This is a genomic window from Streptomyces sp. NPDC002209 (assembly GCF_042890265.1).
In the GTDB taxonomy this organism is placed as follows: Bacteria; Actinomycetota; Actinomycetes; order Streptomycetales; family Streptomycetaceae; genus Streptomyces.
In genome coordinates this window covers 97456-111909 of record NZ_JBIARX010000021.1, presented here as the reverse complement: position 1 = coordinate 111909, position 14454 = coordinate 97456, and the positions used below count along the sequence as shown (strand labels likewise).

At 69.3% G+C, this 14454-nt stretch carries 9 protein-coding genes; 7 read left to right on the top strand and 2 right to left on the bottom strand.

The genetic code is table 11. The features are described 5' to 3' along the window. The first annotated feature begins 482 nt into the window (after positions 1 to 482). Positions 483 to 866 (top strand): phage tail protein, encoded by a 384-nt coding sequence (locus tag ACFYXK_RS29555; protein WP_389413886.1) that lies wholly within the window; start codon positions 483 to 485, stop codon positions 864 to 866. A gap of 278 nt (positions 867 to 1144) precedes the next feature. Here the strand turns inward: ACFYXK_RS29555 and ACFYXK_RS29550 are convergent, their stop codons facing one another. After that, on the bottom strand, positions 1145 to 1444 hold the full coding sequence (locus tag ACFYXK_RS29550) for a hypothetical protein (protein ID WP_389413885.1): 300 nt from the start codon (positions 1442 to 1444) through the stop codon (positions 1145 to 1147). Between the two features lie 703 nt (positions 1445 to 2147). Here ACFYXK_RS29550 and ACFYXK_RS29545 point away from each other — a divergent pair. Together ACFYXK_RS29545 and ACFYXK_RS29540 are read left to right on the top strand one after the other, a co-directional pair. Then, positions 2148 to 2474, top strand: a complete 327-nt coding sequence (locus tag ACFYXK_RS29545; RefSeq protein ID WP_389413884.1) for a hypothetical protein — start codon at positions 2148 to 2150, stop codon at positions 2472 to 2474. 302 nt (positions 2475 to 2776) lie between these two features. Further along, the gene (locus ACFYXK_RS29540; RefSeq protein ID WP_389413883.1) at positions 2777 to 3442 is read left to right on the top strand and encodes a hypothetical protein; all 666 of its coding nucleotides are present in this window, start codon (positions 2777 to 2779) and stop codon (positions 3440 to 3442) included. Here ACFYXK_RS29540 and ACFYXK_RS29535 read toward each other — a convergent pair. Then, positions 3354 to 3749 carry a ribosomal protein L7/L12 gene (locus tag ACFYXK_RS29535; protein ID WP_389413882.1) on the bottom strand — a complete coding sequence of 132 codons (396 nt, stop codon included), beginning with the start codon at positions 3747 to 3749 and terminating at the stop codon, positions 3354 to 3356. The two genes, ACFYXK_RS29540 and ACFYXK_RS29535, sit on opposite strands and share 89 nt — an antisense overlap. 557 nt (positions 3750 to 4306) lie before the next feature. Between ACFYXK_RS29535 and ACFYXK_RS29530 the strand changes: the two genes are divergently transcribed. Genes ACFYXK_RS29530 through ACFYXK_RS29515 form a run of 4 tightly spaced genes read left to right on the top strand, consistent with a single transcriptional unit; the run spans position 4307 to position 14332 of the window. Continuing rightward, positions 4307 to 7078, top strand: coding sequence for a DUF6603 domain-containing protein (locus tag ACFYXK_RS29530; RefSeq protein WP_389413881.1), 2772 nt, complete (start codon positions 4307 to 4309; stop codon positions 7076 to 7078). A gap of 18 nt (positions 7079 to 7096) precedes the next feature. Beyond that, the gene (locus tag ACFYXK_RS29525) at positions 7097 to 9241 is read left to right on the top strand and encodes a hypothetical protein (RefSeq protein WP_389413880.1); all 2145 of its coding nucleotides are present in this window, start codon (positions 7097 to 7099) and stop codon (positions 9239 to 9241) included. A 34-nt stretch (positions 9242 to 9275) separates the two neighbouring features. After that, complete coding sequence (locus tag ACFYXK_RS29520) at positions 9276 to 12701, top strand: hypothetical protein (RefSeq protein WP_389413879.1); 3426 nt, start codon at positions 9276 to 9278, stop codon at positions 12699 to 12701. Continuing rightward, positions 12701 to 14332 carry a hypothetical protein gene (locus ACFYXK_RS29515; protein ID WP_389413878.1) on the top strand — a complete coding sequence of 544 codons (1632 nt, stop codon included), beginning with the start codon at positions 12701 to 12703 and terminating at the stop codon, positions 14330 to 14332. The genes ACFYXK_RS29520 and ACFYXK_RS29515 overlap by 1 nt, the downstream gene beginning before the upstream one ends. The last annotated feature ends 122 nt before the right edge of the window (positions 14333 to 14454 follow it).

The following is a 14454-nucleotide window of genomic DNA, read 5'->3' as shown; positions in this document are numbered from 1 at the left end:
CCCGCGGAGCGGGTACCTGAGCGCTGCGCGCTCAGGAGAGAACCGCCTCGCTGCGCTCGACGGGGCTCGGCTTCGCCGAGCCAGGGCCGGCCCTTCGGGCCGGAGTCCTGCGCTTCGCTCCGGACGAGGTTCGGGGTTCCGCTGCGCTCCACCCCGAACGGCCCGCTCTGCGGGCCCAGGTGACCCCGTTTCACGGGGTCCGGGCCTACGGCCCGTTCGGGTGGGTCCGCTCCGCTCCCCCACCCCGGGCCCTTCCGGCTCCGCCTCCAGGACCAGCCCGCTCACGCGGGCAAGCCGGCAGCGAAACGGTCTGCGGCGGGGCCCTTCGGGCCCCGCCCGGACGTACCCCCTCGTGTCGGATGGCCCCACCCAGGAGAGTCTGCTGGACATGATCACATCTCCAGTCAACGATCAGCTCAGGGATGAGCCACAGCTACGCCAAGCTGTCCGCCTACTGAACTCGAGCCGAAAGAATTGAAACCATGGGCAAAGAAAACGCACTCACGACACAGGTGACCTACGGACAGGACATCGTCGAAGTCAAACAAGTCACCCAAAACAGTGCCCTGACCATCAGTAAGCAGGCCGGCGCCAGACTGAGCGGCGAGATCACCATCAGTCGCAGCATGGACCGCAACACCGCGTTCACCGACTGGGTCAAAGAGACCGTGGCCAACCGCAACCTCGACAGTGCCCGGAAGAACGTCACCATCACGGTGATGGATTCGCAGAAGACCCCCGTCCGACGCATCATGCTCAGCAACGCATGGGCCAGCAGCTGGTCCAGCCCCTCCCTCGAAGCCGGAGGTTCCGGGCCGGCCACCGAACAAGTCACCATCACCTACGAAGACGTCACCGTCGAATAACCACACTCTCCCTTCCAGAGCAACGCCAACGTCACAGTCAACTCCAGCGAACTCTGGTCCGACCTCGGCGCTCCTCTCACGGTCAGCCTCCGCCGGTACACACCACGGCAGAGGCTGACCGTTTCCGTGTTTCACGGGGTCCGGGCTTTCGGCCCATTGGGCGGGTCCGCTCCGCTCCCCCACCCGGGGCCTTCCGGCCCTCCAGGACCAACCCGCTCCGCGGGCAGCCAGGGCGGGCCCGGGCGGCCACAACGGCTGGCAAGGCCGGGCCGACGCAGTCAGTCCTTCTTCTCCAGCAGTTGATCTTGGAGAAGACTGCCGAGCGGATGTTCATCGAGCTCGACCACATATGGCTTTGGCCTGATCGAATACTTCGTCGACGCGTTGGGCAGCCATGCCGCGTAGAGGGCGACAGCGTTGCCTGCAGCGTCTACAACGGTGATGGAGGCCGGGAGGGCGGAAGCGCCGGTTGCCTTCAACACATAGGTGCCATCCTTTTCCTCCAAGGCGAGCGTCGCGTTCTCCGCCTCGGGAACCTCGCTCGGGATGATCGGACTGCCCAGGGTCTCATCAGACATGGTTACTCCTCGTAGTGGGTGTTGATCGCTTGCACAAGTTACCCAGCCGCTGAGGACGCAACCATGTCCGCTCCGCCTGCCATGATTCCAGGGCGAATTCCTCCGCTTCGCGGCGCCTGGAGCCTGCCGCGCTTCGCGCGGGAAGCGACCCCGTTTCACGGGGTCGGCCTACGGTCCTGCCTATAGGACCCGTCCTCAGTCGCGCTCTCAAGGTCCATGCAGGAAGAAGACGTGCAGATGTACTTTGTGATCCTTGTGAAGCTTCCACCCTTGCCGAAGGTGAGGTACTGGGGGGCAGGGACCACGTGGACAGGACTCACAACGCCCAGCGCGGCACCAAGGTACTGGGGGGCAGGGTCCGCCTGGGCAGGGCTCGCAGCGGCCATCGCGGCACCCATGATCGTGATGACAGCAAGTACTTGTTTCATACCCTACTAACGATCTTGACCCACTGAGGTCACACCGGGCACACCGGCACCACCCTGACCAGGCCCCTGCCGTCAGACGCTGGACGACTCCAAACCCTTCCGGCTCCGCCTCCAGGACCAGCCCGTAGCAGAGCCGACGGCCCGCCCACATGGACCATGCAGAACCGATTCGTCTTGCTCCATCCGGAACCCGGGCGGGGTCCCGGATGGAAGACCGCCCAGGCAGGGGGCAAGCTCGCGCCGAACCATCCCCCACACGCAAGGACTCCCCGCTCATGCGTTCCCGCCACACCCTCGCCGCGGCCGCCGGCGCACTCCTCCTCACCCTGACCCTCCCCACCTCCGCCCACGCCGCCACCGGCGACTTCCTCTACAAGACCAGCACCGGCCAGAGCGCCGCCATCGCCGACCCGGAAAGCAACATCTGCATCAACCTGCCCGAAACCACCGAAGAAGCCCCCGGCAACTCCCCCGAAAACTTCACCACCTCCACCGCCACCGTCTTCCTCGAAACCGACTGCAACGGCGACACCTACACCGCCATGAACCCCGGCAAAAGGCTCGACGCAAACACCCAGATCCGCTCCGTCATCTTCTCCTGACAGAACACGGCATGGCCCCCGCGTACGAGGCAGGGGCCATGCCGTGTCCGCCCGGCCAGGGCCCCCGGCCGTTCAGGCAGGTCCACTCCCCAGCCCACCCCCGGCATCCATGCATCAAAATGTAGGCCCAGCTGAACTTTGGAACATGCACTGTGTGCCAAGCCAGCCTTCCAAGTATCTATACAGATTGAGAGACCGGCTTCTCCAGGACCGGCTCACGACCCGCCCCAACTGACCGCACGCCGCCCTGACCTGCTGAAATCCGGCCCGAACCGCCGCTGCGGCGAGCAATGATGGACGACATGGGACACACCATGGTCATCGCGGTACCACCCGCAGACCTCGACCAGCTCGACACCCTCGTCAACGCACAGAAAACCGCCGAAACCCGGTGGCAGGCCGCCACCGAGCAACAGGCCCGGCTGCTCGACCTGCGAGGCCCGGCGCTGCGCGCTGCCCGTACGCGGATCCGCGGCGAGCGCGACCGGCTGCGGGAGGCCGGCACACACCAGGTCACCCGCTGGCGGGCCCTCGCCCCCGCGCTCCGCGCCGAGCTGGAGACCCGGGGGCTGCTGCGCGAGTGGGAGCCGGTCCCCGAGGGCGCGCAGCAGGCCGGGCAGAACCTCGGCGGAACCGGCCCGTACGCGGGTGCGGGATACACCGCGCGGCTGTGCGTCACGCTGCCCGACAACTTCGCGGTGCCGCTGCTGCGCGGCGTGTACTGGACCAACCGGCCTCACCTACGCACGCCATATCGGCGCAGGCTGCCACCGACCCTAACCGCAGCCGCACGGCCCGGTGCCACTCCCCCAGAAGGGACTCTCGCGCCCGCTGATCACCACACCGGCTCTTACTCAGGCCGCCTGAACTGGCCGTTACTCAGAGCGCGGCCGGTGGGCAACTCACCCGGCAGGCCTCGGCAGGCCATGGCCCCCTGCAGGGGGCCAGATCGATGGGCCCCCGCGTGATGGTGCGGTCGCACCAGTCGCACAGCACCATCGCGGTGGCGCCCGCCTCCTCAAGGACCCTGGCCGCCTCATCTGCGACTCCGAGCCAGTTGGGTTCCGTGACCGCTACCGGCGCGCTGTCGAGCAGAAGCTTGCTGTTCCAGAGACTGAGGCCGGTGACCGTCCGGATCGCACGGACCGCCTCCACCTTCCGGTCACCTGCCTCTGTCAGCAGCACACGGAAACCCGGCTCTTCCACACGCCCTCGCCGGCCACCCAAGCTATCCCGGCAAATGAACCATTCACCGCCGCCGCAGCTGCTTGGCATGGGCGCCGCAGGAACAGGTACTCAGGGATTCCCGACCAGGATCCGCACCGGATCGTCTGTCATCCTCGCCGCGGCCTCGGTCACTTTTTGCGACATGGTCTGTGCCAGATGAACCCTCTGCACCTGGGGCGGTGTCTCCTTCTGGCCGCATCCGCCGCGCCGCGCCCGGCCGGGAGGGGTGCGTCCGGCGGATAGGCGATCACGTGCAGAGCAGGGCTCATCCCTCCACCCTGCCGCTCCCCGGCCACTCCAGCACTCCGAGGTGACATCAGGCCGGCAGTGCGACAGCCGGGTACTCCCTCGGCCAGGGCCCGGCGCGCTCCTCGGTGCTCAGCGCCTGCTCAGCCCGGACCGATCGGCCATCGCACCCAGCCACCTTGGCCGAGGCGACGGGCTCGCTACCACCGAGAACTTTCAGCCAATCAATCGCCTGATGTGCGCTTTTCCAAATTCGCCCCGTCCATTCGACTACGGTCTGTAGTGAGACAGTCACTGAATGTAAGGATGCCGCCTGTCAGGAGCTTCGGCTTGCGGGGTCGGCAGGAAAGAGGACGGCTGTGACGATCCATGTGGAGGAGTTGCGCAGGCTGCTCGCCACCGGCGAGGAGCAGGAGGTGGAGCTGCCGGGGGAGATCCTTGGCTTCGGGGACGCGTTCCGGCCCTTCTTCCCAGACGGGGTGCTCCGCCTTGCACGGAGCGACGGCGACCCCGCCGCCCTGCGCGCGGTTGGCACCGCCAGTACTTTGCTCGCGGACGGACCCGTACCTGTGCGGGTGACGTTCAGCCATGACGGTACCGCCGTCACGGGCGGCACCCTCGACGTCGAGCTGCCGTCGCCCGGCACGCGCGCGGATGAACTCGCGCGCGCCCTCGGCATGGAGGTGCCGCGGCTGCCCGGGCCTGAGGTCGACCGCATCACTTTCGTGCAGGACGGGGCGGGGGCCGCGTTCACCGCTACGGGCCCGCGAGGGCGAGCGGCCCTCTCCCGCGACGCCGGCGTGTTCGCCGCCGAGGCCGACGGCTGGCGGGTGGTCTGCTGTGACCAGGATCTGGCAGCGGATCAGCTTGCCGACCTCGGTATCCCTGCGGTCGGCGGGCTCGCGGCCGGGGCGTGGCTGGTACTGCCCGGCGGCTGCGTCGTCGCGGTGAAGAACGTGCCCGCAGAGCCCCGCCTCGATTCCTCCCGCATTGACGGCTTGGGACGTGTCATGCCCGCGCGCACGACGGCGGCCCGGCGGCGCGGAATGTCCCGGCGCGTCCGTGCCATCGCCACCCGCGACGGCTTCGCGGTCCTGGGAGTACCCTCTCCCGTCCGTGAGCGCGGCTGGTCGGACATCGGCACCCCGACCGGGGCGAACGGCGTCACCATCGACTACGAGTACCCGCCGCTGCATATCGCGGGGACGCTCACTGCGCTGCCCGCGCATGACCCGTACAAGATGATCATCGGCGGCGTGCTGATCTTCTCGTTCGATCCCGGCAAGACCGGAAAAGGCTTGTACGGCACCGGGATGGGCGCCTACGTCGTGCCCAACGCCGGTACCGAGCCGTCCTTCTTCGCTTTCGCCTCCATCGGTAGCGACCCCGGCATCGGGATCCCCATGCTGCGTTTGCGTGGGATCGCCGCCGGCATGGGCTGGAACAGCCGGATCCGGATGCCCGCAGTTGAGGAGATCGACGGTTTCCCGTTCATCCAGGCGCTCAACAATCCTGGCGAGATCAGTGCGGAGAACGAAGACCCCGTCGAAATCCTGACGGCCCTCACCACGAGTTCCAACCCGTGGATCACCCCTGCGCAGGGCGAGTTGTGGGTCGCCGCCGGGCTCGCGTTCTCCGTCGCCGAGGCCATCCACGGCAACGCCATGGCCATCGTGCAGACCGGCCCGGAGCTGACCATCGCCCTGCTGGGAATCGGTGGAATCGAATACCCCAAGGACGGGGACAAGAAGTACGCGAGGGCAGAGATCGGCCTTCAGGCCGTCATCAAGCCCCACCAGGGCGAACTGACGATCGGGGCCGCCCTCACCCCCAGCTCCTTCCTGCTCGACCCCAACTGCCGCCTGCGCGGCGGGGTCTCGCTCAAGGCCTGGTACGGCACGAACCCCCATGCCGGCGACTTCGCCTTCAGTATCGGTGGCTACCACCCCTCCTACCAGGCACCGGCGTCGTACCCGCGGCTGTCCCGAGCCGGATTCGACTGGGCCCTGGGCGGCAATGTCACCATCTCCGGCAGCGCCTACTTCGCCATCACCCCCGCGGCCGTCATGGCCGGCGGCGGACTCGACGTCCGATTCCACGCCGGGCCCGTACGCGCCTGGTGCGTGGCGAAGGTCGACGCGCTCATCCAGTGGAAGCCCTTCTTCTTCGACGTCGGACTCAGGATCTCGATCGGCGTGTCCGCGTCCGTCAAGATCTGGTTCGTCCGCATCACCATCACCATCGAGGTCGGGGTGAGCCTGCGCGTGTGGGGACCGCCCACCGGCGGCGAGGCCAAGGTCCACCTGTGGTTCATCTCCTTCACCATTGACTTCGGCCAATCCCGCAAGGCGGGACAGGACAAGGTCGACTGGAGCGGTTTCCGTGACATGCTGCCGCCGCCCGAGAGCGCGGTGCGCGCCATCCCCGGCGCAGGGCTGATCGAAACCGGAACCGCAAACGGCCGCCTCCTCACTGATGCCGCCTGGCAGGTCTCAGCCGCCGGGTTCTCCTTCACCACCGACTCCGCCGTCCCCGTCACCCAGCTCTACCTCGACGCCAAGACCGGCACGCCTGCGGAGAGCGGCAGCCCGCTGAACATCCGGCCCATGCAGGAGAGGGGCCGCACCAGCGTCCAGTGCGTCTCACTCACCCACGACGGCAGCCCCGTCGGTCTCACCTCCTGGTCGCGGACCCCAGCCACTGCCTCCGTGCCTCAGGCCCTGTGGGGGACCGGCACCGGCCGCACCCTTCCGCGCAGGGACGGCGACCAGCTGATCCCCGACCAGCTCACCGGGGTGCGCCTGGCCTCGCCGCCGCTGCGCAACGGCAACTCCACCGGCTACATCTCCGAGGACGCGCTGAAGTTCGACCCCATCTACCCCGACGGGGTAGAGCCACTCGACCCCGCCGCCGACCGGGTCGGTGCGATCCTCGAGCGGCCCGACGGCGTCATCGCGACGATCGCGGCCACCGTGGCCGCCCCCGCCCAGACCGCCGCCCGCAGCCGGCTCGCCGACGCGCTCACCGGGGTCGGCCTGGACCTCGGACAGCTGGACAACGACCTGAGCGCCTACGCCCTCGCCGCCCAGACCGCCTTCACCGCCGAGCCCATGCTCGTGCCAGCCGCCTGAGAAAGAGGGGTACTGGACATGGCCACTGTCAGCCACCGCACCCGGTTCTTCGACCACCGCCTCCCCTCCCTGTATGCGGGCCGCTACCGCATCGCCATCGAGCAGAGCATCACCGGCCTCGACACCGGCGCCGCCCTGCCGACCCGCCAGCAGCGCTTCGACGTGAGGCAGCTGCGCTTCAGCATCGCTGACACCGACGTCCACGCCTGCTACCCGCCTCCCGGCGCCGAGGGCGCGTACGGCGAGGTCCTGCCGCACATCACCCTCGACACCCCCGCTCTGCCCTGGTTCCGCCGGCTCAAGGACACCGCGGAGGGCGTGCCATGGATCGCCCTGCTGCTCTTCCGTGAGGGCGAACTCACCGAAGACGATCCCGAGGCCGTCGGCCAGGTCAAGGTCACCACCGTGAGCAAGCTGCTCGCCGGGACTGACCCGGACCTGCCCGGACAACCGCCCGCGATCACGCTCGACGAACTGTTCGACGACGAGCGAGGCCTGTCCTGCCGGACCATCCACGTGCCCGCGGCGCTGTTCACCGCCGTCTGCCCCAAGCCCGCCGAGATGGCGCTGCTCGCACACGTCCGCGAGGGCGGACCGCCCGACGCCGCACTCAACTCCGACCCCGACCCCGAGGAAGCCGACCTCAACGCGGTCGTCGTCGCCAACCGCTTCCCCGCCGCCACCGACGGCCAGCATGTCGCGCACCTGGTCTCCCTGGACGGCTTCGAGACCTTCGTGAACGGCGCCGCCCCACCCGCCCAGGGTCTGCGCCTGGTCTCCCTGCATTCCTGGTCCTTCCAGACCCTGGCCGACTCCGCGCTCGACTTCGGCGACATCGTCCAGCACCTCGCCGCCGACCCAGACCCGCTCCTTCGCCTGCCCCTCCCCGCCACCTCACCCGACCCCGAGGCCCTGGAACGGCTACGCAGTGGCGCCACCGCGCTCCCGCAGCGCCTGGAATCCGGCGAGCGCAGCTTCGGCTTCTATCGCGGCCCGTTCACGGCAGCCCCCGCCCAGCCGCTGCCGCCGGCCGCCGCACCCCGCCTGGAGTCGCCCGGCGAAGCACTGGTCTACCTTGAAAGGCACGGGGTCTACGACACCGGCTACGCCAGCGCGTTCAGCCTCGGCCGCGCCCTGGCCCTCGCCGACGCGCCCTTCCGCGGCAAGCTCATGGAGTTCCGCGCCGCCGCGCGCCGGGCCGCCCGCCGTCTGCTCACCCACCCTCAACTGGCTGGGCTCGGTGCCCGCGCCTCGGCCGCCCTTCTGAACGACAACCTCGCCCACCGTGCCTTCGACCGGCTGCTCACCGCCGACGGCCGTCTCATGGGTGCCCTGGCCCGCAGCGGCACCCAGCTGGCCACCGCCGAGCGCCGCCCCGCACGCAGCGCCGCCCAGGTGGCCCCGCTGCGCTCGGCCGGCCTGCGCGGCGCGCTGGCCGACGCCGGCGTACGGGGCGTGCTGCGCGAGGCGACCGCCACCCAGCTCGATCCGGTCCGGGCTTGGCTGGACCGCCTGCCGCTGCTGGAGATGGTCCCGTTCGAACACCTGGTACCCGACGCGCGGATGCTGCCGCCGGAGAGCATCCGCTTCTTTCACGTCGACCCCGGGTGGATCCGCGCCGCGGTGGACGGCGCGCTCAGCGTCGGGGTGGGGCACGCGCTGGACGCCGACCTCAACGCCCTGGCTGCCGGGGTCCAGGACGCGCCGGAGTCCGGGGTGCTGATCCGCTCCGACCTCATTGCGCACTGGCCCAAGACCGTCTTCACCGCGTTCCGCGGCGGCGCCGCGGTCGAACCCGTAGCGCGTGCCGTCTACGGGACCGACGTGCTGCTGCTGCTCTACCCGCGGGTCATCGACACCTTCACTATCGCCGAACCGCAGCAGGGCCTGATGTTCGGCATCGGTGATGTGGGCGAGGGCGAGAGCGAGGGCACCATCGAACTGCGCAAACTCACCGGCCCCGGCGTCGGCTCGCCCATGGGCGACTTCCCCGACCCGCCCGGCTTCGACCGGTTCCTGCGCCCGGCCGGCGACGTGCTCGACATCACGGGCAAGCTCGCCCCCGAACTCGCCGCCGCGCACGGCCTGCCCGAACTGACCCCGGCCCAGTTCGCCCTCCAGATGATCAAGGCCCCGCAGCTCCAGACCTTCGTCCGGCCCTGACCGGCCCACCACCATCACCGGAAGGCGATGCCCCATGCCCAACAACACCCTCGTGGTGCCGGTCGAGGTGTCCGCGCTCGCGGTCAACGCCCAGACCCGCGACACCGACGGCACCTACGTCATCCAACGCTGGCAGGCCAATTTCCGCTCCTTGACCGAGGAGAATGCGCCGCCCGAGCCCTTGCCGTTCCAGGGCACCGAAATCTGGCGCGACAAGCCCGACAAGCTGGGTGTCTACCTGCAGTGGCAGCTCCCCGAGGCCCTGTGCCAGGGCCGCCAGGACAGCGAAAACGGCGAGATCGGCGACTTCCCTATCGTCCCCAACCGCTGGCTGGTGGTGCGCCGCTCCACCCGCGGCATCGCTTCCTGGATCGTGGAGAGCGACTACCTCGACCCCCAGAACGGCACCGTCTCCTACCTCGACCCCCACGCCGCCGTCCCCACCGCCACCAAGGCCGGCCGCCGCCACGACCTCACCGCGCAAAAGCCCTGGCGCGAACCTGAACACCCGCGTGAGCCGTTCCTCACCGCGCTCGGCCCCGGCCTGCTCACCTTCTCCGTCTACCAGCCCTACAACCTCAACGTGTTCTCCCTCCACGACACGCTGGCGGACATCGAGGGAGAGGACCGGCTCAGCTACTACGTCGCCGGCTGGTACGCCCAAGCGGCCAGCGACATCCTCACTACCGACCAGGACTACACCTGCCTCCTGGACCGCCTGCAGTGGAGCCTGGCACCCGGGATGGGCAGCCCCGGCCGCTCCCTCTACACCGGCAGCGCCCTCGGCGTCGCATGGGCACCCGACGGCGGCATCCCCGAATCCGACTGCCCCGGCCCCGACAACATCGCCGTCGCGATCGGCAACAGCGCCGCCGAGGCCGCCGCCGTCCTCCAGGAACAGGCGGGCGGCCCCGGCTCCCTCAACACCGACGACGCCCGCCTGTACCGGGCGTTCCTCCTCGGCGTCCTGGACGAGCTCGACCGCCCCGACGGCGACCTGTTCCCCGACCGCACCGCCCACCACGGCGGCTTCGGCCCCGTCCCCGGCGGCTACACCTGGCGCGTGGTCGACCGCGGCGACGTCAGCGCCCTCCCCACGCCGGCCGCCGGCGAACGCATCCGCCAACTGCGCCTCGAACAGGACATCACCGCCGAGCTCAACACCGCCCAGGCCGCTCTCGACACCCTGGAACGCGACCTGGCCAGCGCCCAAGAGCACCTGTACAACGTCTGGGCCCTGGCCCAGGAACCCCTACAGCCGGACTTCTTCTCCTCCCGCACCGCCGACGAGCTCAACCCCGCCAGCACCGGCGGCGCCGCGGGCACCGTGGCGGCCCTCGCCGCCCAGCTGCGCGAGGTGCGCGCCCGCATCCCGTGGGCCAAGGACCCTGACACCCTCGCCGAGCGCGCCCGTGCCTACGCCGCCGAGCGCGGCATGCGCGCCGCCCGCGTCCTGCAGCGTGTCCCCCTCGCCCCCTACGAGCAGCATGCCGACCCCGTCGTCATGCTCCAGGGCGCCAACCTCAATGCCCCCATGACCCGCGGCTCCAAACTGCCCTGCCGCACCGAGGAACGCCTGGTCACCGCAGTCGGCCCGATCACCGCGCTGAGCGTGGCCGCCGACGTCTCCAAGGTCAACACCGCCGGCCTGCCCGAAGTGATGCCCGCGCTGGTCACCGAGTTCTGCATCCTGGACCAGGCCCGCAAAGCCAACACCGACCTCGCCGACGCCACCGGCACCCTGCCCGCCCTGGGCTGCGACCCGTGGCGCCAGCCCTGGCAGCCGCTCTACCTGATGTGGGAGGCCCAATACACCGCCATCCCCTACCAGGACAACGACGGCACCGGCCACTGGGCCTTCGACGGGAACCGCTACCGCTGGCTGGGCACCGGCGACCCCACCTACGCCGTTACCGCCTCCGGACGCCAGACCCTCGCCCCCACCAGCGGCCACGACCAGGAAGGAAAACTCGCCGGCTACGCCGCCGGCCGCGGCGACCTCCCCGACGAACTCATCACGCAGCTGCGCCAGCAGGCCCGTGGCCTCGACCAGCTCTCCCAGCGCCTGGACGGCCTGAGCGCCGAGGTCGGCCAGCGCGAAGCACGCACCACCGTGCGCCCCACCGGCCCGATGGGGGATCTCATCGGCAACGCCGACCGCCTCGCCCCCGACCCCGGCCCGCAACCCGTCTTCGAACACGACGACTGGGAACCCACCGACTTCCAGGAACTGCGCTCGGGCCAGCTCGCCTTCGCCGCCCTGTCCGTGGTCGACCGGTTCGGCCGCGCCGTCAACCTGATCGACAACGAGCGGCACTTCCGCCCGTTCCGCCCGCCCACCATGGTTCCCGACCACACGGTCGGCGAGATGGACCAGGACCGCTACATCGAACTGAGCCCACGCCTGCTCCAACCCGCCCGCCTGCGCTTCGACTTCCTGGACGCCGCACGCGACGAGGCCGTCGACCTCACCCCGGGCACCAACCCCGTCTGCGCCTGGCTCCTGCACAACCGCCTCGATGAGTCGATCGTCTGCTACGCCCCCGACGGCCACGCCCTGGGAGACCTGCGCACCGTACTCACCCCCGCCGGGGAGATCGTCGACTGGACCGCCCTGCCCGGCTCCGACATCCACGAACTCGACCAGCTCGCCGACGTCTCCCTGCACGCCCACCACCTCCTCGCCGCCATCCAGCAGCGCGGCCCGGCCGTCCTGAACGCCGTCCGCGCCACCCTGGACGAGGCCCTGGCCACGATCGACCCCGACGGGCCGGACGACGCCAGCCTGGCCTTCCTCCTCGGCCGCCCCCTCGCCCTCGTCCGCGCCCGCCTCGACCTGGAACTATGCGGACCGCCACGCACCGACGTCACCTGGCCCGAAATCCTCGACCCGCCGCAGCCGACCATGCCGCAGTACCAGTGGACGGTGCGCCTGGGCGAAGCCGTGCAGAGCGACGACGGCCTCGTCGGCTACATCCTCGACAACGACTACGACCACTTCGAAACCGTCACCGGCCAGGGCGACGCCACCGGCTACCTACGGCCCATCGACAAGGGCCAGCGCCTCAAACTCGCCTTCACCGGCACCAGCAGCGCCCTGGTCACGCTCCTCCTCGACCCCAGGGCCGCCGTCCACGCCACCACCGACATCCTCCCCGTCGGCTCCGTCCACGTCCCCCAGCAATTCACCGCCCACGCCCTGGCCACCATGGCGGTCAGCTTCCGCACCGGCCCCCTCCTCGCCGCCACCACCCACGACGGCAACGCCGTCCTCCCGCACCCGGCCACCGCGACCGGCACCTGGTCATGGACGGAACGCACCGCCAACGGCTGGGCATCGCGGCCCATCACCGTCCCGGACCCAACCAGCCTGCCGGCCGGCCAGAACCCGCACATCCGCTCCGGCTTCGTCGTCCTGGACGACGCCGCGACCGCCACCGGACAGAAGGGCACCTCCTGATGAGCGCCATCCCGCAAACCGCCGCCACCAGCTTCCAGGGCATCCAAACAGCGGCAGAAACAGCCCTGGAATTCAGCCTCGACACCCAGCCCGACCCGATCCGTGTCTCCCCCTCCAGCGGGGACGTCGAACGAGCCAACCTCGTGATCGTCGGCAGCCGCCGCAAGAGCGACGCCATCGAATGCAACAAGATCGTCCTCACGATCCCGACCGGCCCCAACTCCCCCGATCTCGCCCTCGACCTGGAAGGCATCGACGCCCAGACCAGCCTCAAAGACTGGACCGTGGCCACCGACCCGCAGAAGAAGACCATCACCTTCGCCCCCACCTCCGGCCACGCCACCATCAGCCGCGACGAGGGCGTCACCCTCCAGCTCATGGGCGTACGCATCAACCGCCAGGTCGGCACCGCCCAACCCCGCATCGAGGTCTACTCACGCAAGGCCGGCACCAACGGGCCATTCCAACCGGACACCACAACCCTGGAGATCGGCAAGTTCCCCGCCGACTTCTACCTCCGCAACTTCATCGCCGATGAGACGACCATCGACAACGGCGGCACGGTGACACTCGAATGGGAAGCCGGCGGCGTCTCCTCCCTGCGCCTGCTCTACGACACCGCCGACATCAACGTCCTGAACCTGAGCACCTACACGGTCAACAACATCCGCAACAGCACCGTGTTCTACCTCCGCGCCACCGTCCAGATCGGCAACCACACCGCCGAACGCATCCTCGCCACCACCGTCACCGTCCGATTCCCCGACCTCGAAGTCAACACCGTCTTCATCCGCGGATACGTCACCAACCTGAACCACAGCGTCAACATCAGCGAGCCCTGGACGCAATCGCACGTGCATGGCAGCCTCTACGGCGACTCCACACCCACCCTCTTCACATACAACAACCAACTGCACTGCGTCAGCAGCTCATACCCCAACCGTCCCCCGGGATGGGCCACCCTCACCGGCGACACCTGGAACCCCGTCCCCACAGGTCTGCCCCTCGGCAGCACCGAATGCGACATCATCGAACACGACAACACCCTGCACTGCGTCTACCGCACGCCGGACAACGCGATCTACGCGACCATCGGCACACCGCTCCCCACGCATCCAGCACAACTCACCTGGAGCACACCCACCCGCATCACCACAGCCAATTGGACGACGACTCACAAACCGTCACTGATGACGTATGCGGGGCAGCTGCACTGCATGTTCCGCCACCCAGACGGAGCGGTCTGCACCGGTAGGTACAATCCCGATGCCGGCTCGTGGAACAAAGCCACGCCCGTGGCTAGTACGGAATCGACCCACGCACCAGCCGCGGGCCTCGTGCTGAATCTGCCCGGCTTCGCCTTCCGGCACCAAGACGGCACGCTCCGCACCACGACGATCATGGGCATGGACAGTGTCCGCATCCCCGAGGCTCGGACGAACAACTCTCCGGCACTCGTCAGGTACAAAAACGGACTGTGCTGCGCCTACCGCGACGAGACCGGAATGCTCCAATACACAACCAAGCTCTCCGGCCCCTGGACGCCGCCCGCCCAAATCTCCCCCTTCCCCAGCACCGGCGCCCCCGCACTGGCCTCCTTCAACGACCAACTGCACGCCGCCTACCGATAACACCTCCACAGCGAATCCATCCGTCTGCTGCCCTGACACGGGCAGGGCAGCAGATGCCCCCTCCGCGGCGGCCGCCGGCGCCCAGTGACAGGTGACCGACCGCCAAAGCCGCGGAAGGGGGC